At 66.2% G+C, this 23,742-nt stretch carries 20 protein-coding genes; 4 read left to right on the top strand and 16 right to left on the bottom strand.

Annotation, left to right across the window (positions count from 1 at the left end):
* Positions 1-6 precede the first annotated feature (6 nt).
* A complete protein-coding gene (locus LQG66_RS02385) occupies positions 7-2,568 on the top strand; it encodes a polynucleotide kinase-phosphatase (RefSeq protein WP_231323022.1) in 2,562 nt (853 codons plus the stop codon).
* 19 nt (positions 2,569-2,587) lie between these two features.
* Here the strand turns inward: LQG66_RS02385 and ybiA are convergent, their stop codons facing one another.
* The 8 genes from ybiA to LQG66_RS02345 all read right to left on the bottom strand — a co-directional run bounded on the left by ybiA (position 2,588) and on the right by LQG66_RS02345 (position 11,499).
* A complete protein-coding gene (gene ybiA / locus LQG66_RS02380) occupies positions 2,588-3,133 on the bottom strand; it encodes a riboflavin biosynthesis intermediates N-glycosidase (protein ID WP_231323020.1) in 546 nt (181 codons plus the stop codon).
* Between the two features lie 228 nt (positions 3,134-3,361).
* Positions 3,362-3,955, bottom strand: a complete 594-nt coding sequence (locus LQG66_RS02375) for a hypothetical protein (protein WP_345778952.1) — start codon at positions 3,953-3,955, stop codon at positions 3,362-3,364.
* A 4-nt stretch (positions 3,956-3,959) separates the two neighbouring features.
* On the bottom strand, positions 3,960-5,651 hold the full coding sequence (locus LQG66_RS02370; RefSeq protein ID WP_231323016.1) for an SWIM zinc finger family protein: 1,692 nt from the start codon (positions 5,649-5,651) through the stop codon (positions 3,960-3,962).
* Between the two features lie 951 nt (positions 5,652-6,602).
* Entirely contained in the window at positions 6,603-6,947 is a 345-nt protein-coding gene (locus LQG66_RS02365; protein WP_231323013.1) for a Lin0512 family protein, read from the bottom strand.
* A 72-nt stretch (positions 6,948-7,019) separates the two neighbouring features.
* Positions 7,020-7,790, bottom strand: coding sequence for a DeoR/GlpR family DNA-binding transcription regulator (locus LQG66_RS02360; protein ID WP_231323011.1), 771 nt, complete (start codon positions 7,788-7,790; stop codon positions 7,020-7,022).
* Positions 7,787-9,475: an ABC transporter permease subunit gene (locus LQG66_RS02355; protein WP_231323009.1), complete on the bottom strand. Its 1,689-nt coding sequence runs from the start codon at positions 9,473-9,475 to the stop codon at positions 7,787-7,789. The genes LQG66_RS02360 and LQG66_RS02355 overlap by 4 nt, the downstream gene beginning before the upstream one ends.
* Positions 9,472-10,479 (bottom strand): ABC transporter ATP-binding protein, encoded by a 1,008-nt coding sequence (locus tag LQG66_RS02350; protein WP_231323007.1) that lies wholly within the window; start codon positions 10,477-10,479, stop codon positions 9,472-9,474. The genes LQG66_RS02355 and LQG66_RS02350 overlap by 4 nt, the downstream gene beginning before the upstream one ends.
* Positions 10,480-10,491: 12 nt before the next feature.
* Positions 10,492-11,499 carry an ABC transporter substrate-binding protein gene (locus tag LQG66_RS02345; RefSeq protein ID WP_231323005.1) on the bottom strand — a complete coding sequence of 336 codons (1,008 nt, stop codon included), beginning with the start codon at positions 11,497-11,499 and terminating at the stop codon, positions 10,492-10,494.
* 309 nt (positions 11,500-11,808) lie between these two features.
* Here LQG66_RS02345 and LQG66_RS02340 point away from each other — a divergent pair, with 309 nt between their 5' ends.
* Positions 11,809-13,197, top strand: a complete 1,389-nt coding sequence (locus LQG66_RS02340) for an ethanolamine ammonia-lyase subunit EutB (protein ID WP_231323003.1) — start codon at positions 11,809-11,811, stop codon at positions 13,195-13,197.
* Entirely contained in the window at positions 13,194-13,985 is a 792-nt protein-coding gene (gene eutC, locus LQG66_RS02335) for an ethanolamine ammonia-lyase subunit EutC (protein WP_231323001.1), read from the top strand. The genes LQG66_RS02340 and eutC overlap by 4 nt, the downstream gene beginning before the upstream one ends.
* A 20-nt stretch (positions 13,986-14,005) precedes the next feature.
* On the opposite strand, the gene LQG66_RS02330 is transcribed toward eutC, so the two are convergent.
* The 8 genes from LQG66_RS02330 to LQG66_RS02295 are packed head-to-tail and all read right to left on the bottom strand — an operon-like array spanning position 14,006 to position 22,391.
* A complete protein-coding gene (locus LQG66_RS02330) occupies positions 14,006-14,725 on the bottom strand; it encodes an ABC transporter ATP-binding protein (protein WP_231322999.1) in 720 nt (239 codons plus the stop codon).
* Positions 14,718-15,473 carry an ABC transporter ATP-binding protein gene (locus LQG66_RS02325; RefSeq protein WP_231322997.1) on the bottom strand — a complete coding sequence of 252 codons (756 nt, stop codon included), beginning with the start codon at positions 15,471-15,473 and terminating at the stop codon, positions 14,718-14,720. Before LQG66_RS02325 ends, LQG66_RS02330 begins: the two co-directional genes overlap by 8 nt.
* A complete protein-coding gene (locus LQG66_RS02320; RefSeq protein WP_231322995.1) occupies positions 15,470-16,471 on the bottom strand; it encodes a branched-chain amino acid ABC transporter permease in 1,002 nt (333 codons plus the stop codon). Before LQG66_RS02320 ends, LQG66_RS02325 begins: the two co-directional genes overlap by 4 nt.
* Entirely contained in the window at positions 16,471-17,343 is an 873-nt protein-coding gene (locus tag LQG66_RS02315) for a branched-chain amino acid ABC transporter permease (RefSeq protein ID WP_231322993.1), read from the bottom strand. The genes LQG66_RS02320 and LQG66_RS02315 overlap by 1 nt, the downstream gene beginning before the upstream one ends.
* A 13-nt stretch (positions 17,344-17,356) precedes the next feature.
* Positions 17,357-18,607 carry an ABC transporter substrate-binding protein gene (locus LQG66_RS02310; RefSeq protein ID WP_231322991.1) on the bottom strand — a complete coding sequence of 417 codons (1,251 nt, stop codon included), beginning with the start codon at positions 18,605-18,607 and terminating at the stop codon, positions 17,357-17,359.
* 24 nt (positions 18,608-18,631) lie between these two features.
* The gene (locus LQG66_RS02305) at positions 18,632-21,007 is read right to left on the bottom strand and encodes a xanthine dehydrogenase family protein molybdopterin-binding subunit (RefSeq protein WP_231322989.1); all 2,376 of its coding nucleotides are present in this window, start codon (positions 21,005-21,007) and stop codon (positions 18,632-18,634) included.
* A complete protein-coding gene (locus LQG66_RS02300) occupies positions 21,004-21,534 on the bottom strand; it encodes a (2Fe-2S)-binding protein (RefSeq protein WP_231322987.1) in 531 nt (176 codons plus the stop codon). The genes LQG66_RS02305 and LQG66_RS02300 overlap by 4 nt, the downstream gene beginning before the upstream one ends.
* The gene (locus LQG66_RS02295; RefSeq protein WP_231322985.1) at positions 21,531-22,391 is read right to left on the bottom strand and encodes an FAD binding domain-containing protein; all 861 of its coding nucleotides are present in this window, start codon (positions 22,389-22,391) and stop codon (positions 21,531-21,533) included. Before LQG66_RS02295 ends, LQG66_RS02300 begins: the two co-directional genes overlap by 4 nt.
* A gap of 277 nt (positions 22,392-22,668) precedes the next feature.
* Here LQG66_RS02295 and LQG66_RS02290 point away from each other — a divergent pair, with 277 nt between their 5' ends.
* The gene (locus LQG66_RS02290; RefSeq protein ID WP_231327666.1) at positions 22,669-23,307 is read left to right on the top strand and encodes a TetR/AcrR family transcriptional regulator; all 639 of its coding nucleotides are present in this window, start codon (positions 22,669-22,671) and stop codon (positions 23,305-23,307) included.
* The last annotated feature ends 435 nt before the right edge of the window (positions 23,308-23,742 follow it).

The raw sequence follows: 23,742 nt of genomic DNA, 5'->3' as shown, positions 1-23,742 counted from the left end.
AAATTCATGAACATCGAAATTCCCGACTTCTCGCTGGTCGTGCTGATCGGCTCGACCGGCTCCGGCAAGTCGACCTTCGCCGCCAGTCACTTCCTTCCCACCGAGGTGATCTCCTCGGATCATTGCCGCGCGCTGGTTGCTGACGACGAGACCGATCAGAGCGTGTCGGCCGACGCCTTCGACATCGTGCGCGAGATCGCCGGCCGGCGGCTCAAGCATCGCAGGCTTGCGGTGATCGACGCCACCAATGTGCGCCCCGCCGACCGCAAGGGCTGGGTGGAGCTGGCGCGCAAATGGCATGCGCTGCCGGTCGCGATCGTGTTCGATCCCGGCATCGACATCTGCATCGACAGAAACAAGACGCGGCCGGAGCGCACTTTCGGCGGCCCGGTGGTGCAGCGCATGGTCTCGGAAATCCGCCGCGGCCTCGGTGGCCTGCAGCGCGAGGGTTTCCGCCAGGTCTGGAAGCTCGACAGCGTCGAGCGTATCGAGGCCGCGACCATCGCCCGGCAGCCACTGTGGACCGACAAGCGCCACGACAATGGTCCGTTCGACATCGTCGGCGACATCCATGGCTGCGCTAGCGAATTGCAGGCGCTGCTGGCGAAGCTCGGCTACCAGGTGACATGGAGCGAGGCCACGGGCCATCGCACTGTCACGGTGACACCGCCCGCCGGCCGCAAGCTCGTTGTCGTCGGCGATCTCGTCGACCGCGGCCCACAATCGCCCGACGTGCTGCGCATCATCATGAGCATGGTTGCGGCCGGCACCGCCTATGCCGTGCAGGGCAACCACGACCGCAAATTCGGACGCTGGCTTGCCGGGCGCAAGGTTACGATCGCGCATGGGCTGCAGGCGACGATCGATCAGCTCGCCAGCGAGGATCGCAGCTTCCGCGACACGCTGCCCGCGTTCCTCGACGGCCTGCGCAGCCATGTCTGGCTCGATGGCGGCCGGCTCGCGGTCGCGCATGCCGGGCTGAAGGAGGAGATGATCGGCCGCGGCTCCGGCGCGGTACGCGAGTTCGCGCTCTATGGCGAGACCACCGGCGAGATCGACGAGTTCGGCCTGCCCGTGCGCGCCGACTGGGCCGCGAACTATCGCGGGCCAACCAGCGTTGTCTACGGCCACACGCCGGTGCTCAACGCCGAATGGGTCAACAACACGCTCTGCCTCGACACCGGCTGCGTATTCGGCGGCAGGCTCACGGCGCTGCGCTGGCCCGAGCGCGAGATCGTCGACGTCGACGCCGAGCGCGTCTGGTGCGAGCCGATCCGTCCGCTTGCCGCGCGCGCCGGCGCGGTCTCGGCGCAGGCCGAGGCCGACCAGCTGCTCGACATCGCGGATGTCAGCGGCCGGCGCTGGATCGACACCACTTTGTTGAACCGCGTGGTGGTCGCCGAGGAGAACGCCGCCGCCGCGCTGGAAGTCATGAGCCGGTTCGCGCTCGCGCCACAATGGCTGGCCTACCTGCCGCCGACGATGTCGCCGTCGGAGACCAGCGCCCGCGAAGGCTGGCTGGAGCGGCCCGAGGAGGCGTTCGCGCATTTCCGTGACCGCGGCGTCAGCGAGGTCGTGTGCGAGGAGAAGCACATGGGCTCGCGCGCCGTGATCGCGCTGTGCCGGAGCACCGACGTTGCGAAGGCCCGCTTCAACATCGCCGGAGATGAGAGCGGCGCGATCTGGACCCGCACCGGGCGCGCCTTCTTCAACGATGCCGCGATGACCGAGGCGCTGTTGGCGCGGCTGCGACAGGCCTTCGACGATGCCGGCCTGTGGCAGGAGCTGCAATCCGACTGGGTTCTGCTCGACGCCGAGATCATGCCGTGGTCGGCCAAGGCTGGCAGCCTGATCGAGAGCCAGTATGCGCCGGTCGCGGCGTCATCGGTCGCTGGTCTCGGTGCGGCGGCGGAAGCGCTGGCGCGCGCCGCCCGTCGCGGGCTCGACGTCGCTGCACTCGGCGATCACTTTCGCGATCGTGTGCAGCGTGTGGCGCGCTATGGCGAGGCCTGGGCGCCCTATATCTGGCCGGTCTCGGGCGTCGATGATCTGAAGGTCGCGCCGTTCCATCTGCTGGCCAGCGAAGGCCGGGTCTGGTTCGACCAGGATCATGTCTGGCACATGGGCATCGCCGATCGGCTCGCCGCCGCATCTCAGTCGGTCGTCACGCGCACGCATTGGCGCACGGTGACGTTGGCGGATGACGCGGCCGTCGCGGACGCCATCGCCTGGTGGGAGCAACTCACGGCCGGCGGTGGCGAAGGCATGGTGGTGAAGCCCAAAGACTTCGTCGCACGCGGGCCGAAGGGCCTGATCCAGCCGGCGCTGAAGGTGCGCGGGTCAGAATATCTGCGCATCATCTACGGCCCGGAATACGACGCGCCGGAGCACATCATCCGGCTGCGCCAGCGCAAGCTCGACGGCAAGCGCAAGCTCGCCTTGCGCGAATTCGCCCTCGGCCACGAGGCGCTCACGCGCTTCGTCGCGCGCGAGCCGCTGCGGCGCGTGCATGAATGCGTGTTCGCGGTGCTGGCGCTGGAGAGCGAGCCGATCGATCCGCGGCTGTGAGCAAGACTGAGCGTCGCGCTCATTGGAGCGCGGCGCGCACCTTCATCAGCGCGAAGCCGAGCAGGTTGAGGCCGCGCCAGCGCGCCGGTTCGCGCGCCCGCGCGTCATCGGCCGCGAGGCCGATGCCCCAGATGCGGTCCACCGGGCTCGCTTCGACCAACACGGCGTCGCCGGTCGATCGCAGCCACGCCGCGAGTTCCGGGTTCTGGCCAAACTTGGCGACATTGCCGCGCACCGCGACATCGAACCGGTGTGCGATCCAGCGATCGTCGTCGAAGCCGCGCACCGCCCGCCCGAGAGTTTTTGCCTGCGACGGACCGGGCGCCGCCAGAATGGCGTCGCGCGTCTCCTGGTCTCCGAACAACTCGGCCTTGTGCGCCATCATGTAGTGCTCGGCGGTCGCATAGGTCCGGCCATCGAGCGAGAACGCCGCCGGCCACCACTGGCTGAGCACGTGCTTGCCGATCTCGTCCGTCTTTGCGGTGTGTCCCCAGAACAGCAGAAACGCCGGCGTTCGGCCGGAGGCGATCGCCTGCTTCAGGGCCTCGACGTCTTCGATCGTCATCACGCAAAATTCCTCAAGACCGACGCTCGCAATCCAAGCACGCCCAATGACTGTGGCTCGACATGGGCCCCGTATGCCAGATTTCCAGCAACCGACAACCATCTTGCGAGACCAGGCCGGCGAGGAAAACGCCCGAGACGTCGCGCGCGAGATGATCGATGATGGCGCACGGCTCGAACGGCACGAAGAGACCCTCTCGCGCCACTGGCTCGCCACGAAGCCTGCGTTTCAATCACGATCCTCGATCGGTCCCGGCAGGTCGAGGGCCGAGCGCAGCCGTCCCTGCCCGCGGCGATACAAGGTCGCGTGGGCCGCTGATGCCAACAGGTCGGGATAGGGTTCGAAGCCGTCGATGACCGCGTTGAAGGCGATCTCGCCGCAGCCGGGAACTTCGCATTTCGGCTTGCCTTTGGGGCAGCTGTTGAAGTTGCAGAGGCGGCCGAGATAGCGATCGGTCCCCGGCTCGATCAGGAAGATCTCGACCTGGTGATTGGCCGTGCTCGGCCCGGTGCCGGCCTTGTAGGCGGCGGCCAGGGCGCCATCGCGGGCGCGACGGATGTCGCCCAGCCGATGCTGCGAGCTGATCCACACCGCGAGATCGACATCCTTGCATTCGTGCCAGACCTCGATGCCGGCGTGGCGAAAGTCGCGAAAGCGCGGCACCTCCTTCCACAGCGGCTTGGCGACCGAACCGATCACCGCGACCGCCTCGATCTCGTCGAACTTCGCCAGCGCATCGGTGACGATGTCGGCGGCCCTGCGGAAGTCATGCTGCTGCCGCAGCAGATATTCGTCCTGCCTCTTGATCTCGGCGCGCGTGATCATCTCATCCCAGCAGCTTCATCAGGTTGCGCTTGCGCCCATGGCGCACTTTGAACTCGAGCACATACGTCACGTGCTCCTTGGCCGGCCGCAGCGTGGCCATGCGCCGGATCAGCTCGGCAGCCTTCTCATAACCAAGATTGTCTCCACTATTCGCCAACTGCTCGGCCCACCGCTGATACATAGCGAGCACCTGCGCAGGATGTGTCTTCTCGGTCGCCCGGGCAAGCTCCTCCTCCAGATCGCGCGCCAGCGGGAAACGGCTCGCAATGGCCCAGGCCCGGTCGAACAGGCCTTCGGTCAACAGAACCTTGACGAGGAGATTGGGCGCCCGCGCGATCCGAACCCCAGGCAAAGGCTTGGCTGCGAGCTCCTCCAGAACCCGGATCGCGCGCTGCTTGACGGTCTCGCCACCGACCTTGCAGAGCAGTTCATAGAGGCCCAGGTCCGGGTCCTTGCCGAACACGCGCCAGAGGTGCGCCTCCGCGTCGGCCTTGCGGCCATCCTGCAACAGAAGATCGACGACAAAGCGGACCAGCCGATCGTCCTGCCGATCATCATCCTCGAACGTCCAAAGCCCTTCCTCCGCATAGCGCAGAGCCAGGTCCTTGCGGCCACTGGCGAGACAGAATTCGGCGAGACGACGATAGCTGTGCGGCGTCGAGAGATCCCTCGCACGCAGCGCAATGCGCGCGTCGAGGTCACCGTCGCGCGCGGCGAAGAAATCCATGATCTCCATCAGCTGCGAATAGTTCGCCGGCTGCTCGCGCGATCGCGGCGTCAGCGCCGGCAGCTTGCGCCAGGCCCGCTCGGCCGCGGCACGGTATGCGGCAAGGCCCGGCTCGCCCAGCACAGCGGCATAGGTGTCGAGCGCACCGCCCAGACAAGCAACCTCCTCCGCCATCTCCCGCGCGAACAGATGCTTCGCAAACTGGACCGGTTCGGGCCGCGACTGCTCCGCAGCCGACAGATGGATCCCGGCCGCACGCCCGAGCAGATCGCTGCCCTCACCATCGGAATCGTCGACATGCGGCAGCGCCTGCATGATGCGATCGATCGCCCGCTCGACGAGCTTGAGCGCGAGCGCGCCTCGTCCGGCGGGCACCAGCGCCTCGATCGTCTCCAACACGTCGTCGACACCGCTGGCCCAGTTGCCGGCCTCGGAATAGTCGACGAATCCTCGCACGCGGATCGTACCGTCGATGGCCTTGCCGAGTTTCCGCTCGACGACCGCGTCGCTGCCTTCAAACGCCGTCGCGGCCAGCGACAATCGCTGGAACAGGTTCACGTCGTTCTCGGCGATCTGCACGATCATGTCGACGAGCGCATCGACCCCGCGGGATTTCAGATGAGCGCGGATCCGCGACGTGGCGTCGGACTCTGCCATCTCGCCGTCGCCCGCGGCGTTGGCCGCCAGCCCGACCGCGACCAAGTGCTTGCAGAAGCCCCAATCCGCAAAGGCGCGACAGGAGCAATGACCGAGGAACGTCTTTCCGCCGCCCTTCAGCTCCGCGCGATAATCTTCGGTACCGGCGACCCGCGCCAGCACGCGTGCGGGCTCCACCGACAGGATCTCGACCTCGCCGTCGCGAAAATAGCTTTCGCCGCGCGTGAACGCCTTGTCGCCGGCCCGCTCGCGCAGACTCGCAACGTCGAAGCGTGCGCTGGGGGCGGTTTCCTGGCGAGGTTGTCCCATGAGCCTTCCTCTCGTGGACGACGATCTTACCATGTTCGATCCCGCTCGCGCGGCATCAAGCGCATCAACGACGCACCTGTCCACTGGAGAGAAGATGTGCCCGCACCTCTCTCGCCACGGGCATATGCTCCGCTGCAACCGACCTTCGAGACGCCCGCTGGCAGCGGGCCCTCAGGATGAGGGCTGAACTCGGAGTGCAATCTGATATCCCCATGGTGACGGGCGGCGCGCCTCGAACCATAAGGCCGAAATGGTCGAGCAACGAAGGTGGCATCCGTGATCGCCGGACGACGTGCCGTCGGGCGGCTCACGTTCGAAGTGCCGTGACACAGGGGTCCGTAACGCGGAGGACCCGCGCGCACGATCGCGCGAGAAGCATTTTTCCGGCAATGGTCTCAATGCGTTCACCGCCCCCGGTCCCAACAGGCAAAAATTCTGCTTTCGTTTTTCCGAAAATCATGAGACAGTCACCGCGTCCCGCCTCGCCATGAGGGGCGCTTCGCGATCGTCACGAACGTGGAGGCGGTGATGCGATGGGCGCAGTTCTGCCGCAGCATGGTTGTCCCGTGCAGACGAACGGCAGGATGCGCCGGCGAAATCGTGTGGTCCTGGCCTCCCGATGCTGAGGTCAAGCCGGCTGAGATGATGATCAGCAGGCGACGGGGGCAACAAAGCCGGTCCCCGGGGAGAGCACGTATAAGCCGGAAAACCGTTGCGCAGGGAAGGCCGGAATGTCCGGCTGAGCCTGTGGTTCCTGCCCCGTGCACTTCTTCACGCACGGGGGCCGCGGGTATCAGCGGATACCCGGTCTTCCCTGCGCCCTCACTCTCGATGAGGGACAGATTGAGAGCATCACCCGGGCGCATCAAACGCCGCGGGATCGCGCTTCGCTGTCCTGCTGTTTGACATTCACATCAGAACGACACGTGCATGATGCCTGCGCTCAGGCTGTCACTTGCCGTCATCGAGGCTGACGAGAACAGCAGCATTGGCGATGATGATGGCGTCGCTGCCGGCCTCGGCGGGAATTTCCAGTCCGCCCTTCACGGCGGTCACGGTCACCGTGCCATAGGGCAGTTCCTTGGCGACAGCCGCAGTGTCCACCGCCTCCGGATTCGGCACGCCGATGGTGACGTCGACGAGCATGTCCTGCGGCGTCTTGCCGACCATGCGGAAGAAGCCGAGGCTGGAATGGCGGATCGCATCCGACACCGCGCGCTTGGCGGCCTTAGTGGCGTCGCGGCCATGGACGTCGACGCCCATGCCCATCTCGGTGATACAGCGGATGCGCGCCATGTCGGCTTCCCCTCGGTTTGCGTGGTCGCTTGGCGCGACCTTAACCCGCTCGTTGCGAAGCGCAACCGAAGCTCAGGCGATGACGACACCCCCGACCACAGTGCGCAACGCGCCGAGCGCAGCATCCTCTGCGGCGCGCGCATCGGTGATCAGGCTGTCGATGCGGTCGGGTGCGCAATAGGCGACGCGGCTGGTCTGACCGATCTTGCTGTGGTCGGCGAGAATCAGCACGCGCTTCGCCGCTGCGACCATCGCGCGGGCGACGTTCGCCTCCTCGAGGTCGAAGCTGGTGGCGCCATAGCGATGGTCGATCCCGACCGGCGACAGCAGCGCGACATCGGCCTGCCAGCGCTGGATCTCCGCGACCGTGGTCGAGCCGAACGTCGCCGGCATCGTGCTGCCGAGCTCGCCGCCGAGCACGATGACGCGATTGCTGCGCTCACCGGACGACCCGCCGATGATGGTGGCGACCTCGAAGGAATTGGTGACGATGGTCAAGCCAGACAGCGTCGCGAGCTCGCGCGCAAGAATCGAGACCGTCGAGCCGACATCGAGAAACAGCGTCTGGCCGGGGCTGACGAGACGCGCCGCGGCCTGAGCGATGCGCGTCTTCTCAGCGAGGCGCACCCGGGCGCGAACCGTGATCGGCGGCTCGGGCTCGGCGATCGCTGCGACGCCGCCATGGACACGGCGCAGCTCGCCGCGCGCTTCCAGCGCGAGCACGTCGCGGCGTACGGTCTCGCGGGAGACGCCGAGATCGGTGGCGATGCGGTCGGTGGTCGCGCGGCCGACGGTGGCGAGCAGCGCGCGGATGCGCTGATGACGGTCCTCCTGCAGCATCATCGGCGCCCGCCGCGCGCCGCGAGCCATTTCAGCGCCAGCTGCATCGCCAGCGCCGCCATGCAGACCACCAGCATGATGCAGGTCGAGAACGCCGCGGCCTGCGACACGAAGCCGGCCTCGTCGAGCCGCATCACCGACACCGCGGCGATGCCGAGCGACGGCGTGACCAGGAAGATGACCGCGGACAACGTCACCATCGAGCGCATGAACAGGAAGAAGAACACCGAGACCAAGGTCGGCGTCATCACCGGAATGATGACGTTGGCGAGCACCTGGCCCGCACCGCTGCCGAGGCAAGTTGCGGCCTCCTCCAAAGCCGGCGGCACGGCGCGCATGCCGGTCACCATCGTGAGGAAACCCTGGGTGTGATAGTGGTAGAAGTTGCAGAGCGCGAGGAGAAGCGTCGAGCCGTAGAGCACCGACAGCGGCGATCCCGCGATGTTGAAGGCGAAGATGTAGGACAGGCCGAGCACCAGGCCGGGCACGCCGACCGGCATCACCGCGACGAGATAGACGATCTTGGCCGCCAGCGATGGCAGCCGGCGGATGCCATAGACCAGCGCAAACAGCAGCAGAGTGCCGAGTCCGGCGGCCATCAGCGACACCAGCAGCGAGGTCCACAGCGGCGCGTAGCCGCCGCTCAGGGTGATGTCGTAATGCTTGAGCGTGAAGGTCAGACGGTACGGCCACAGCCGCATGAAGCTCGCGTAGACGACGACGCCGATGACGGCGAGCACAGACAGCGTCACGAGACCGGTGACGATGGACAGCGGCACGTCGCGCGCCGGGATGAAGCGCAACTGCGGCGGCACGGCGCCTTCGGCTCCGCCACCGAACTGGCGCTGCGCGGCGACGCGCTCGATGTAGACCGCGATCCCGGTCGGCGCGAGCAGCAAGAGACCGACCACGGCGCCGATGCCGAACTTCATCTGCCCGGTGACCTGGTTGTAGATCTCGGTCGCCAGCACCGCATAGTCGCCGCCGATCACGGCGGCGTTGCCGAAATCGGTGATCGTGACCGTGAACACGACGAAGCCGGCGCTGAGCAGACCGAACTTCACGTTCGGCAGGGTGATGTCGAAGAACTGGCGCCAGCGCCCGGCGCCCATCACCTCGGCGGCGTCGTAATAGCGGGCGTCGGCATGGGCGAGCGCGGCTTTCAGGATCAGCACCGCCTGCGGCAGCGCGTAGAGCACGTCGGCGATCAGCAGGCCCGGGAAGCCGTAGATGTCGATGCGCTTGCCGATGATGCCGCTGATCAGGCCGTTGCGGCCGAGCAGGAAGATCAGCCCGAGGCCGAGCACCAGCGACGGCGCCAGCATCGGCAGTGCCAGCACCGCGGCGGTGACGCGCGGTCCGGGCACGCGGGTCCGGGTCATCGCATAGGCCAGCACGAAGCCAAGCAGGAGACACACGGCGGTCGTGGCAAGCCCGAGCGTGAGGCTGTTGACGGTCGCCTTGACGATGCCGGGCGTGCGCACCAGAGCGACGTAGTTGGCAAAGCCGATCGTGCCGTCATCGGCGACCAGGCTGCGCCACAGCATCATGGCGAGCGGGAAGACGAAAAAGATGAGCAGCGCGAGACATGGCAGCGCCACGGCGGCGGCGACCAGCAGACGATCGCCGCCGGCCCGTCGCAAGCGAAATCCGCTCCGCTCCGCGACGTCGACCGCAGCGATGCTCATGCGCGCACCCAGCCGCATCCGGCGGCGTCGACCGAGACGGCGACGGCAGCCCCTGGCGCGAGGTCCTCGACATGACCGGTCTGGACCATCAGCTCGCGGCCCTTCCAAGCGACGCGGGTGCGGCTGATATGACCGAGGAAGGAGATGTCCACCACCCGCGCCTCGCCGTTGCTCGAAGATTGCAGCCGGACGTGTTCAGGCCTCAGGCAGGCGAGGTATTCCGCATCGGCGCCATCAGGGCGCGAGGCCATCAGCGCCGGCATCGCCTCGCGCACCCAGTCGGTCGGCAGCAGATTGCTGCTGCCCATGAAGTCGGCGACAAACCGCGTCGCCGGCCGCAGATAGAGCTCCTGGGGTGCGCCGACCTGCTCGACGCGGCCGGCGTTCATGCAGACGATCCGGTCGGAGAGAATCATCGCCTCCTCCTGATCGTGGGTGACCATGATGGTGGGGATGCCGAGCCGACGCTGCAGTTCGCGGATCTCGACGCGCAGATCGGCGCGCACCTTGGCGTCGAGCGCCGACAGCGGCTCGTCGAGCAGGATCAGCCGTGGATCGACCGCGACGGCACGCGCCAGCGCGACGCGCTGCTGCTGGCCGCCGGACAGCTGATACGGCAGGCGGTCGGCGAGGTCAGGCAGCTTGATCAGCTCCAGCAGCTCGGCGACGCGGGCGGCGATCCTGGCGCGATCCACTTTGCGAATGCGCATGCCGTAGCCGATGTTCTCGGCGACGGTCATGTTGGGGAACAGCGAGTAGGACTGGAATACGATGCCGAAGCCGCGCTCGCGCGCCGGCACCGCGCTGAGATCCCTGCCATCGAGCAGCAGCCGGCCGCTGTCATGGGTGAGCAGACCGGCGATGATGCGCAGCAAGGTGGTCTTGCCGCAGCCGCTCGGCCCAAGCAGGCAGACGAACTCGCTGCCCTCGACCGTGAGCGAGATGCGGTCGATCGCGACGAAATCGTCGAAGGTCTTGTGGAGACGGTCGAGCTCGAGCGTCATGACGACAACAGCTCAGCGGCCGATGCTGGTCTGCCACGTGTTCAGGATGCCGTCGCGCTCCCTGGCCGAGCGGGCAAAGTCGATCGGATAGACCGTCTTGGCGATTTCGGCCGGGAAGCCCGCGGTCTGCGCGGCCTTCGACGGCGCCGTGCCGGAGATGGTCACGAGCTCCTTGTAGCTGGTGTAGAGCGCGGCTGCCTCCGGCGACAGCGTCCAGTCGAGGAAGCGCTTGGCATCGGCCTTGTTCTTGGCCGCCTTCATCAGCCCGGAGGCTTCGAGCTCATAGCCCGCGCCATCGGTCGGGATCACCATCTTGATCGGAAACCCCTCTTCGATCGACTTGATCGCGGCGAAGGCGAGCGAGCCGCCGATGGCGAATTCGCCGGCGCGCGCCGCCTTGCAGGGCCGCGAGCCGGACTTGATGTATTGGGCGACGTTGCCGTCGAGGGCTTTCAGGAACTGCCAGCCTTTTTCCTCGCCCTGCGACTGCAGGATGCCGGCGATCTGCATGTAGCCCGTGCCGGAGGAGACGGGGTTCGGCAGCACCACCTCGCCCTTGTAGACGGGGTTGGTGAGATCCTTCCACGAGGTCGGCATCGGCAGATTCTTCGCCTTCAGCACCTCGGTGTTGACGCAGAACGCCGTGACATAACCCGTCGCGGCGAACCAGCTGGCGTCAGTGCCCTTGGCGGAGCCCGGCAGCTTGTCGGCGCCCTTGACCTCATAGGGTTCGAGCAGCGCGGTGATGCGCGGGTCGAGCATGTTGGTGACGGCCCAGCCCCAGATCACGTCATGCTGCGGATTGCCGGATTCGGCGATGATGCGCGCACCGAGATCGCCGGTCGACAGCCGGAGCACCTTGAGATCGACGTCGGGCAGCGCGGTCTTGGCCGCCTTCACATAGTCGGCGATCTCGTCCTCTTCCAGCGCGGTATAGACCGTCACCGTCCCCGCCTGCGCCACCGCGCCGAGCAGAAGCAGAGCGAGACTTGCGGAGAGGCCTTTCAACAGCTGCAACATCGTCATGTTCCTCATGAGCTGCGGCGCGGGCCCGATCCCGCCCGATCGAATGTGGATTTGCGTGATTATTTGCAAATATGTGGAACCGCGTCTACGATGATTGCGCATATGTCGTGCAAATCAGCAATTGCTTATATTGAAGGCACGCATCATGGGCAGGCGCTCGCCTCGGCCTTCCGTACGCTCGCGCGTGGTTTGCAGGCACTGACCCGCACATGCGGGACGTGACGTTGCCATGACGACATCAGCCGCTGATATCGATGGGCCTACGATCCCGGTCGCCGGCAGTTGAGAGACAGAGAGACGCGAATGGGCTTTTCACACACGCTCAGCGGCACGACCTTTCGCTTCGACGACCTCAGGACCCTGCTGGCGAAGGCGACGCCGCTGCGCTCGGGCGACGTGCTCGCCGGTCTTGCCGCACAGGATGCGGCCGAGCGCGTCGCCGCGCGGATGGCGCTCGCCGATCTGCCGCTGCGGCATTTTCTCAACGAGGTCGTCATTCCCTACGAGAGCGACGATGTCACGCGACTGATCGTCGACCAGCATGACGGCAGCGCCTTCGCTGATGTCGCGAGCCTCACGGTCGGCGCTTTCCGCGAATGGCTGCTGTCGGATGCGACCGACGCGGCGAAGCTCGCTGCGGTGTCGCCGGGCCTGACGCCGGAGATGGTTGCGGCCGTATGCAAGATCATGCGACTGCAGGACCTCGTCACGGTCGCGGCCAAATGCGAGGTCGTCACCCGCTTCCGCTGCACCATCGGCCTGCCCGGGCGGATGTCGACGCGGCTGCAGCCCAACCATCCGCTCGATGATCCCAAGGGCGTGGCGGCCTCGATCCTGGACGGGCTGATGTATGGCGTCGGCGACGCCACCATCGGCATCAATCCGGCGAGCGACGACGTCGACACCATGATGCGGCTGCTCGACATGATCGAGACCTTGCGGCTCGCATCCAACGCGCCGATCCAGTCCTGCGTGCTGGCGCATGTCACGACTGCGCTGAAGGCGATCGGGCGCCGTGCGCCGGTCGATCTCGTCTTCCAATCGCTCGCCGGCAGCGAGCAAGCCAACCGCGGCTTCGGCATCACGCTGTCGCTGCTCGACGAGGCGCTCGCCGCGGCCGAGAGCCTGCGGCGCGGACCTGATGGTGCCAACCTGATGTATTTCGAGACCGGCCAGGGCAGCGAGCTGTCATCGGACGGTCATTGCGGCGTCGATCAGCAGACCTTGGAGGCGCGATGCTATGCGGTGGCGCGGCGCTACCGGCCGCTGCTGGTCAACACCGTGGTCGGCTTCATCGGCCCGGAATATCTCTACGACGGCAAGCAGATCATGCGTGCCGGGCTGGAGGATCATTTCTGCGGCAAGCTGCTGGGGCTGCCGATGGGCTGCGACGTCTGCTACACCAACCATGCCGAAGCCGACCAGGACGACATGGATGCGCTGCTGACCCTGCTCGGCGTCGCCGGCTGTACCTACATCATGGGCGTGCCCGGCGCCGACGACATCATGCTGAACTATCAGAGCACGTCGTTCCATGACGCGCTCTACGTCCGCAAGGTGCTCGGCAAGCGCGCGGCGCCGGAGTTCGAGGCATGGCTGGCGGCGACCGGCATCAGCGATGCACAGGGCGAGCTGCGCTTCGAGCCGGCCCGGCTGATGCCGGCGCTGCCACTGCTGGAGGCCGAGCGATGAGCGACTCGGACGATGTGAAGACACCCGCAACATCGTCACTAGACGACTGGACCTGGCTATCGCGCTACACCGAGGCGCGCATCGCGCTGGGACGTTGCGGCCCCGGCGTGCCGACGTCGTCCCATCTCGGCTTCCAGGCCGCGCATGCCGAGGCGCGTGATGCCGTGCTGAAGCCATTCGATGCGGACGCGTTCACAGCCGATGTGGCAGCTCGCGGCTGGCCCGCCCTGGCCGTGCACAGCCGCGCGCCCGACCGCAGCATCTATCTGCAACGCCCGGACGAAGGCCGCCTGCTCTCGCCTGTATCCGAAGCGTTGCTGTCCGAACCGCGCGCGCCGGCCGACATCGTGCTGGTGGTGGCCGACGGGCTGAGCAGTCGCGCGGTGCAGGTCAACGCCCTGCCCGTGCTCGATGCGCTGATGCCGCGCCTGGCCGCAACCGGGCGGCGACTGTCGCCGGTCATCGTGGCGTCGCAGGGCCGCGTTGCGCTCGCCGATCACGTCGGTGAGCTGTTCGGCGCGTCGGCGTCGATCATCCTGATCGGCGAGCGGCCGGGCCTGAGTGCAGCGGATTCGTTGGGTCTTTACCTCACCTGGATGCCGCGTCGCGGCCGCGTCGATTCCGAGCGCAACTGCATTTCGAATGTCCGCCAAGGCGGGCTCGCGCCGGAGGACGCTGCGAAACAAGCAGCCGAACTGATCGACCGCATGTTCCGCCATCAGGCGGCCGGCGTCAGCCTCGCTCGCCTACCGGAATTGCCAGCACTGGAGAAAGATGGCTCGTCATAATGCCGACGAACCACGAAACCTCACACCGCGCAATAGCGATCCTGGATGTCCTTGTCGGCCAGCAGCGCCGCGGCGCTGCTCTCATGCACAACCTCGCCCTGGTCGATGATCACGGCGCGATCGGCGAGCCGCAGCGCCCATTCGACGTTCTGCTCGACCAAGAGCAGCGTCTTGCCCTGGTCGCGCAGCCGGCGGAACAGCACGCCCATCTCCTCGACCAAGACCGGCATGATGCCTTCCGAGGGCTCGTCGAGCAGGACCATTTTAGGCTTCGCGATCAACGCCCGCGCGATCGCCAGCATCTGCTGCTCGCCGCCCGACAAGGTCACGCCCTCCTGGTCGAGCCGCTCCCGCAAGCGCGGAAAGGTCTCCGCGATCTCGGCGAACGCCGCGCGCTCCTCGATATCGGCGTTCGCTGCGACGAGCCCAAGCCGAAGGTTCTCGCGCACCGACAGGCCGGGCACGATGCGGCGCTCCTCCGGCACGTAGGCGAGCCCCAGGTGAAAGCGCCGGTGCGCGGCGAGCGGCAGCAGATCCTGGCCGGCGAAGCGCACGCGGCCCTCGGCCTTCGGCATCAGCCCCATGACGGTGCGCAAGGTCGTAGTCTTGCCGGCGCCGTTGCGGCCGACCAGCGCGACCACCTCGCCCTCGTTCACGCGCAGCGAGATGCCGTGCAGGACATGGCTCGCGCCATACCAGGCCTGAACGCCGTCGAGCTCGAGCAACGCGGTCTCAGCCATAACCTTCACTCTGTCCCAGATAGACCCGGCGCACGTCGGGATTGCTCCTGATGTCCTCGGGCGCACCATCGGCGAGCAGCCGGCCGTGATGCAGCACCAAAACTCGCTTGCTCAGGCCGAGCACCATCTTCATCTTGTGCTCGACCAGCAGCACGGTGCGCCGCTCGGCCAGCCGCTCGAGCAGCGCGACCATCTCCTTGGTCTCTTCCGGGCCCATGCCGGCGGTCGGCTCGTCAAGCAGCAGCAGTTCGGGCTCGGAGACCAGCGCGATCGCGATCTCCAGCGCGCGCTGCTGGCCATGCGCGAGGAATTTCGCGAGCTCGTTGCGCTTGGCGATCAGGCCAACGGCCGCCAGCGCCGCATCGGCGCGCTCGCCGAGTTCGGTGAGATCAGCCCGGTTGCGCCAGATGTCGTAGCTCACGCGCATCGCCTGAGCCGCCACCCGCACGTTCTCATGCACCGACAGGTCGGGGAAGATGTTGGTGATCTGATAGGAGCGCGAAATGCCCTGGTGCACGAAGCGGTGCTGCGGCAGGCCGTTGAGATCCCGCCCCTTGAACCGCAGCGTGCCGCTGCTCGGCGGCAGCGTGCCCGACAGGATGTTGAAGAAGGTGCTCTTGCCGGCGCCGTTCGGACCGATGATCGAGGTCAGCTGGCCGGCCACAAACGAGACGGAGATGTCCTCCAGCGCGACGAAGCCGCCGAAGCGACGGCCGATGCCGTCCGCGCGCAACAATTCGGTGGTCATCGCCGCTCCCTCGCGATCGGCAGCACATCCAGGAACGTGCCCCAGATGCCCTTCGGCAGGAACAGCACGAAGGCGACGAAGATGGCGCCGACGACGATCTGCCAATGCGGCGTCCACAGCGAGACGACGTCCTCCAGGATCAGGAAGCTGGCGGCGCCGATGAACGGCCCGAAGAAGCTGCGGGCGCCACCGAGCAGCACCATCATCACGATCATGCCGGAGGTCTGGTAATGCAGGATGTCGAGCGGAACGATCGACAGATGCAGCGCCGACATGCAGCCGCCAATCGCAGAGATCGCGCCCGACAGCATGAACACGATCAGCTTGCAGCGCTCGACGTCATAGCCGCAGGCCCGCGCGCGCTGCTCGTTCTCCCGGATGGCTTCGATCACCGCGCCGAACGGCGAGTTGAGGATGCGCGACTGCACCCAAATCGCGACCGCCGCAAAAGCCATCAGGACGTAGTATTTGTTGAGCGGATCGAGGAAATTGAGCTGCACACCGAGCAGATTGATGTGATCGACCGTGAAGCCGCGCAGCCCGTTCTCGCCGCCGGTGAAAGACGAGGCCTGCAACGCCACGTAATAGACCAATTGCGCGAGCGCGAGCGTCACCATCGAGAAATAGATGCCGCGGGTGCGCGTCGAGATCGTGCCGATCACAGCTCCGAGAATCGTGCTGCAGGCGACCGCGAGCGGCACGGCGGCAAACCATGGCAGCCCCCAGCGGCCGATGGCGATGCCGGCCAGATATGCGCCGGTGCCAAAAAACGCGGCGTGGCCGAACGACAACAGCCCGGTGTAGCCGAACAAGAGATTGTAGCCCATCACCACGACGCCGTAGATCAGGACGTTGACCGCGAGCGCCTTCGACGGCAGCAGCCATGGCAGCAGCGCAAGTGCGACGATCGAGACCAGCACGCGGTGATCGGCCAGCACCGCGAAGAGGCGTTGTACATGAGGAAGCGGCGGTGCTTCGTCGGTCGACTGCACCGTCATCACGCTCTCCCCTTGAGGCCGAACAGGCCCTGCGGCCGGACCAGCAGCACGGCCGCCATCAACGCGAACATCACGATGGTGGCCATCTCGGGCGCGAACAGCGCCACCATGCTGATGCAGATTCCGACCATCAGTCCGGCCACGACGGCGCCGACGATCGAGCCGAGACCGCCGATCACGGTGACGACGAACGCTTCCGCGAGCACCAGCGTTCCCATCTCCGGGTTGACGCTGCGCATCGGCCCGGCCAGCACGCCGCCGAGCGCGGCGAGGCCGACGCCGAGGCCGAAGATCGCGAGCCAGACCTTGCCGATGTCGACGCCGAGCACGCGCATGATCATCGGGTCGCGCGCGCCGGCGCGGACGATGAGACCGACGCGGGTCTTTTCCAGCATCAGCCAGAGCACCACCAGCACGACGGCAACCAGCGCGATCACGAACAAACGATATTTGGGAAAGAAGCCGACGCCGAGATCGACGACGCCGACCAGCTGCGACGGCGTCGGAAACGGAATGCCGTCGCTGCCGAACACGATGCGCACGCCCTCGACCAGGATATAGCTGAGCCCGAAGGTCAGCAGCAGCGGATCATCGATCGAACGGCCGTACAGGCGCCGGACCAGCACGAACTCGATCAGCATGCCGAATGCGCCGACCAGCACGGGTGCGAGCAGCAGCCCCCACCAGAAGCTCCCGGTCAGCGATGCCAGATACAGCCCGGCATAGGCTCCGATCATGAACAGAGCGCCATGGGCGAAATTGACCACGCCCAGCATGCCAAACACGATGGTCAGGCCAAGCGCGGTGATCACCAGCACCGCCCCGAGGGCGATGCCTGAAAACAGCTGCATGATGATCAGCGAGAGGTCCATGCGACAACGCGGATCAGGTCGGGTGGCCGAGCTCGCTGCAGCTTCGCAGCAGGTCTTCGGTGCCGGCATCGCTGGCTACGATCGCGAACAGATCGTTGTCGTTGGCCATCGCCGACTTCTTCTTGGACTCCAGCACCAGCACCGACTGCACCGATTGGTGGTCGCATTTGCGATATTGCTGCGGCCCTTTGGTCAGGTCGTATTTGAGCGCCTCCAGGGCGGCGATCACCTTGTCGGTGTCGGTACCACCCGCGGCCTGCATGGCCTGCAGCAGCGAGCCGACGCCGGAATAGCCATAGGCGCCGTAATCGGTCGGGATCGCGCCGCCATTGGCGGCCCTGAACGCCGCGTTGAACTCGGCCGCCGTCTTGTTCTGTGTCTCCAGCCCCCAATAGTAATTGGCGCCGCCGACGACACCCTCGAACACGTCGGGACCGACCGCCAGGCGCTGATTGTGCAGGATCACGGGCACCACGATCTTCATCTGCTGCTTGATGCCGAAATCGACCGCCTGCTTGATCGCATTGGCCTGGTCGCGGCCGAAATTGCTGATGCACAGCACGTCCGGTCGCAGCGACATCAGGCGCGGCATGAAGGTCGAATAGTCGGCGGCACCGAATGGATGCAGGATCTCGCCGACGGTCTCGGCGCCGATGGTGCCCTGCGCGCGCTTGAAGCCGCGCAGCATCTCATGACCATAGGCGTAGTCGGCCACGAGATGGGCGACCTTCATGCCCTTCTTCATGGTCTGACGTGCCACAGCCCCCGTCGTCATGTGCGGATTCAGCGCCTCGTGGAAGGTGTATTTGCTGAAATCCTTGGCCTCGTTGATCGTGTCGGACTGGCTGATCGACACGTAGATCACGCTGCGCGCGCGGGTGACCTCGTTGACCGCAAGCTGGACCGCGCTGGAGAGCGCGCCGACGACGGCATGAACCTTGTCCTTCTCGATCAGCTCGAGCGTCCGCGTCGCCGCCTCGCCGGCATTGAGCTTGTCGTCGCGCACCAGCAGCTCGACCTTGCGGCCGGCGACGCCGCCCTTGTCATTGACCAGCTTGACGGCCAGCTCGGCGCATTTGACCTGGTCACGGGCTTCCGCCGCGAATGGGCCGGTGAGCGGCGTCGGAAAGCCGATGCGGATGGTGTCATCCGCCGCACGTCCCAGGCGCGGCATTGCGAGGCTGGCGAGACCTGCCGACATTCCCATGAGCGCCGTTCGCCGGGACACTCCCGTCCGTCGCAGCTTCGTGTCGCGCCTTGGCATGATGTTCTCCCTGAATGATGTGTCTCAAAATCGCCCGAGCGCTTCGAGCACCCGCGCGGGCGTGATCGGAACGGCATTGATGGATGCACAAAATGGCGCGAGTGCATCATTGACCGCATTGAGGACGCAGGCCGATGCCGCGGCGGTCCCGGCTTCGCCGCAGCCCTTGGCGCCGAGCGCGGTGTCGGCCGTCGGCGTCTCGACATGCGCGATCACGATGTCGGGCATCTCCATCGCCATCGGCACGAGATAGTCGGCGAGCGATCCGTTGAGCAACTGACCGGTCTCGCCGTAGCGGCATTCCTCGAACAGCGCGGCCCCAAGCCCCTGGACGACGCCGCCGCGCACCTGCTCGTCGACGAGCATCGGATTGATGATGCGGCCGCAATCCTCGACGACGAAATGCTTCAGCAACTTGATGAATCCGGTGTCGACGTCGACCTCGACGTAGCAGCCCTGTATCCCATTGGTAAAGGCGAAAGGATAGCCTTGTGGCGCGAAATGATGACTAACCGTGAGTTGTGCCTGGGTGCCCGGCGGCAACGTATCGGAGCGGAAATAGGCGATCCGCGCGATCTCGGCGATGGCCAGGCGCGGCTGCCGCGTCGCGGCGTTGACGACCTCGCCGTCGATGATGTCGAGCGCCGCCGGCTGCTCCTGCAGCACCAGCGCCGCGATCTCCAGGATGTTCGCCTTGAGCTTTCGCGCGGCCTGCAGCGCGGTCTCGCCGCCGATGCCGGCACCGCGGCAAGCCCAGGTCGCGCCGCCATGCGGCGTGACCTCGGTATCCCCGGTGATGACCTTGACATGCTCCTGGGCGAGGCCGAGCTGGTCGGCGACGATCTGGCTGATGATCGCCTCGGTCCCCTGCCCCTGCTCAGTAACTGAGATCGCGCATCGCACCTCGCCCGAAGGCGTGAGGCTGATGGTCGCACCGTCCTGGGACGAAATGCGCGCGCCGCCGACGCCATAGAAGGCCGGGCTCGGATTGGTGATCTCGACGAAGGTCGCAATGCCGATGCCGCGATGGATGCCGCGCTGACGCAACTCAGCCTGCTCGGCGCGCAGCGCATCGTAGTTCATGATCTCATGCAACCGCTGCAGGCAGACCTGGTGCGACAGTGCCTCGAACTTGTAGCCGGTCGGCGACGCCGTCGGATAGGCATCATCGGGGATGACGTTCCGGGCCCGGATCGCGAAGGGATCGAGGCCGACGCTGGCAGCGGCGAGATCGACCATCCGCTCGGTCACCGCGCAGGCAATGGGATGTCCGACCGCACGATACTGGCTGGTCTGCACCTTGTTCTGGAACACGACCTCAAGCGCCGCCCGATAGGACTTGAAATCATAGGGCGCGCCGATCAGGCGGATCACCTGGTTGCCTTCGACCACGCTGGTGCGCGGATAGGTCGAGAAGGCGCCGATGGCCGTGGCGTCGTGGACGTCCATCGCGAGGATCTTGCCATCAGCATCGACCGCCATCCGGGCGCGGACGCGGTGATCGCGCGCGTGGATGTCCGAGACGAACGACTCGATGCGGTCAGCGACGAATTTCACGGGACGGCCGAGCAGCATCGAGAGGCCGACCACCGCCATGTCCTCGTGATAGACGTGCAGCTTCAGCCCGAACGAGCCGCCGATGTCCGGCGCGATCACGCGCACGCGCGCTTCCGGAATGCCATAGTGACGGGCGTAGAGATCCTGGAACTGATACGGCGTCTGCGTGGCGTGATGCACGGTCAGCATGCCGGCCTCGGGATCGTAATCCGCGACGATGGCCCGCGGCTCGAGCGTGACAGGCGTGTGACGGCCGAAGCTGAACTCCTGCTCGATCACATGCGCGGCGGCCGCAAAGGCTTCATCCACACCGCCGCTGTCGAGCTGGGTGCGGAAGCAGATGTTGGACTGTCCAGCCGGATTGACGCGCGGCGTGCCGGGCTGGCGCGCGGCATCCAGATCGACCACCGCAGGCAGCTCTTCATAGTCGACCGAGATCAGCTCCAGCGCATCCTCGGCGATCGCCCGGCTCTCGGCGACCACGGCGACGACCGCCTGCCCGGCCCAGACCACACGGTCGAGCGGCAGCGGCAACTGCGGCTCCGAGGTCATGCCCTTGAAATGATCGAGCGTGCCGGTCCACGGCGTGCAGACCTTCGCGATATCCGTGCCGGCGGCGACCAGATGAACGCCGGCGAGCGCACGGGCCTGCCCGGTGTCGATGGCGACGATGCGCGCATGCGCATACGGGCTGCGCAGGAATGCGGCATGCAGCATGCGCGGCAGACGGATGTCCGTAACGTATCGGCCGCGGCCGGCAAGCAAACGCTTCGCGTTGGGACGCGGCACGGCGCGACCGATATAGGAGTTCGGACGATCGAGCGAGGTGAGAGGTGCACTCATCGGGACGCGGCCTCCCGCTCCTGCGCCGCCCGGTCCACGCGGGCCTCGGCCACCGCAGCGATGGCATCGATGATCGCCTCGTAGCCGGTGCAGCGGCAGAAATTTCCGGAGAGCGCATCGCGGATGGCCTCGCGGCTCGGCTCGGCGACGCGGGCCAGCAGCTCGTGGGCGTTGATCAGCATGCCCGGCGTGCAGAACCCGCACTGCAGCGCGTTGCGCCGATGAAACTCCGCTTGCAGGTCGGCGATGGCGCCGCTTTCGGACAACCCCTCGATGGTGTCGACCCGCGCGCCGTCGGCCTGCACGGCGAACATCAGGCAAGCGTGCACGGCGCGTCCATCGAGCTGCACCAGGCAGGCGCCGCAGGCCCCCATTTCGCAACCGGCATGTGTCCCGGTCAATTCGAGTGAGTTGCGCAGGCAATCAACCAGCGTGTCACGCGGCGCGACCGCGCAGGTGACCTTGCTGCCGTTGACGATGAAGCGGACCCGCACCGCCTCCTCGGCCTCGTCGATATCGCTGCTCATGCCGCCTCGCCCAGCCGTCCCAGCATCCGACCGAGCAGCACCCGCGCGAGATGCAGGCGCATGGCCGGCGGCACCTCATCGCTCTCGGGCGGCGCGAGATCGCCGTCGAGCGCGGCCTGCGCTGTCGCGATCCGCTCGGCATCGATACGGACACCGCTCAGCACGGCCTCCGCCGTCCTGGCGCGGGTCGGCACGTTGCCGACCGAAAAGAACGCCATGCGGATGGCCTCGATCACACCGTCCTTGCAGGTCGCCAGCATGCCGCAGCCGACCAGCGCATAGTCGCCGCGACGGCGGGCCAGCTCGTCGAAGCAGACGCGCTGGTTGCTGCGGAACAGCGGCACGAAAATCGCCGTCACGAGCTCGCCCGGCCCGACTGCGGTTTCGAACAGATCGACGAAGAAGTCGTCGGCCCGGACACGGCGCCGTCCGGAGGCGCCCGCAATTTCGATCTCGGCATCGAGCGCCAGCATCATGGCAGGAAACTCGGACGCCGGGTCGGCCAGCGCGACGCTGCCGCCAAGCGTGCCGCGATTGCGAATGGCGGGATGCGCCACGAACGGTGCCGCCGCCCGCAGCAACGGTGCGAACTCGGTGATGAGCGGCTCGGTCAACATCTCGCAATGCCGCGTCAAGGCGCCGATCCGCAGCCACTCGCCCTCGCAACGCACGCCCCTGAGGTCGTCGATGTGGTTGATGTCGATCAGCAGCCGCGGCGCCTGCAACCGCAGCGCAAGCGCGGGCACCAGGCTCTGTCCGCCGGCAATGAAGCGCGCATCGTCGCCGGCCCGCGCGTGAGTATCCAGCGCTTCTTCGATCGTACCGGCACGAAAATAGCTGAAAGCCCTCGCTTTCATCGCCGTTTCCTCATTCCAGGGCTCATCGGCCCGAATGGCCAGATTTGTGACCATCTGGTCTCAAAAGATTTGCACGGCCTGCCCGCTCCGGTCAACCGCAAATGAACGTTTGGTCACAAATCTGCTTTCCGCTATTTGAAGCACTGTCGTTGCGTTGCGATCGATTCAGGGCATGGCCAAGACCACCAAGACAGCACGCGTGAACGAGGCCGCCGGCCGTCGCCGACCTCGACGGACGTCGAAGCCCAGGGTTCTGCCGCAGGGACGGCGTCGCAACATGCGCGCGGCCGACCGCGAGCGGCTGATCCTCGATGAAGCAATCCGCTTCTTCGCGGAGCGCGGCTTCGAGGGCCAGACGAGGGAACTGGCCAAGCGCATGGGCATCGCGCACTCGGCGATCTATCGGCACTTTCCCAGCAAGGAGGCCCTGATCGAGCGCGTGTACCAGGAGGTCTATCTGAGCCGCTGGTCGCAGGACTGGGGCCCGCTGATCCGCGATCGCAGCCAGCCGCTACAGGCTCGGCTCACGGGTTTCTATCTCGACTATGTCACGCGCGTGTTCGAGTACAATTGGGTCCGCATCTTCGTCTTCTCCGGAATGAAGTCGTTCGGCATCGCCGGACGCTATCTCGATCTCGTCCGGCGTGAGATCATCGAGCCCGCCGCAATCGAGCTGCGCCACGAACTGGAATTGCCGGACAACCGGACCTGCCCGCTCGGCGGGCGCGAGACCGAGATGTTCTGGGGACTGCACGGCCGCATCTTCTATCTGGCGATCCGGAAGTTCATCTACGAAACCCCGGTTCCATCCGACCTCGAGCAGACCGTACGCGACGCGATCCAGCTTTTCCTGGACGGCGCACGATTGGCGCTTCCCCGACTCCTGCAGGATCGTGAGCCTGACAGGGCGTCATGACCGGAGAATTCCGAAGCAATTGCTCCGGAGCGTGACAACTGCATGTCCTGAAATTCCTGTGTCGCGCACTCTCTATATAGAGCGTGATCCATCAGTCACATCATGCATCGCAACTGCGCACGAGTCGCTCTCGATGCAGGTTGTATGACACCGTCGCACTACCGCTCGCTCATAGCATGAAACACGTTCTCGACGACGCGCGACTCTGATGCAGCTCACGCGACGTGCATGGCGATCAGCCTGAGGTGGCATCGTTGCAACTTGACGCGTTGAGCGACAGAAGTTACCGTGGTTGAATATTGCGATCTTTTCTATTTTTCGTTTTGACGCGAAACTCATTGAAACAGCTGAACCACATCGACTGGTCCGCACACACAAGCTTGACGACCATGTTGTACGGGCCTCTACGCCTGATCGAGCCGACAAGAGCACGGC

The sequence above is a fragment of the Bradyrhizobium ontarionense genome (assembly GCF_021088345.1).
Classification (GTDB): domain Bacteria; phylum Pseudomonadota; class Alphaproteobacteria; order Rhizobiales; family Xanthobacteraceae; genus Bradyrhizobium; species Bradyrhizobium ontarionense.
Note: the sequence above shows the minus strand (reverse complement) of the source record. Positions and strands in the feature narration are given on the sequence as shown.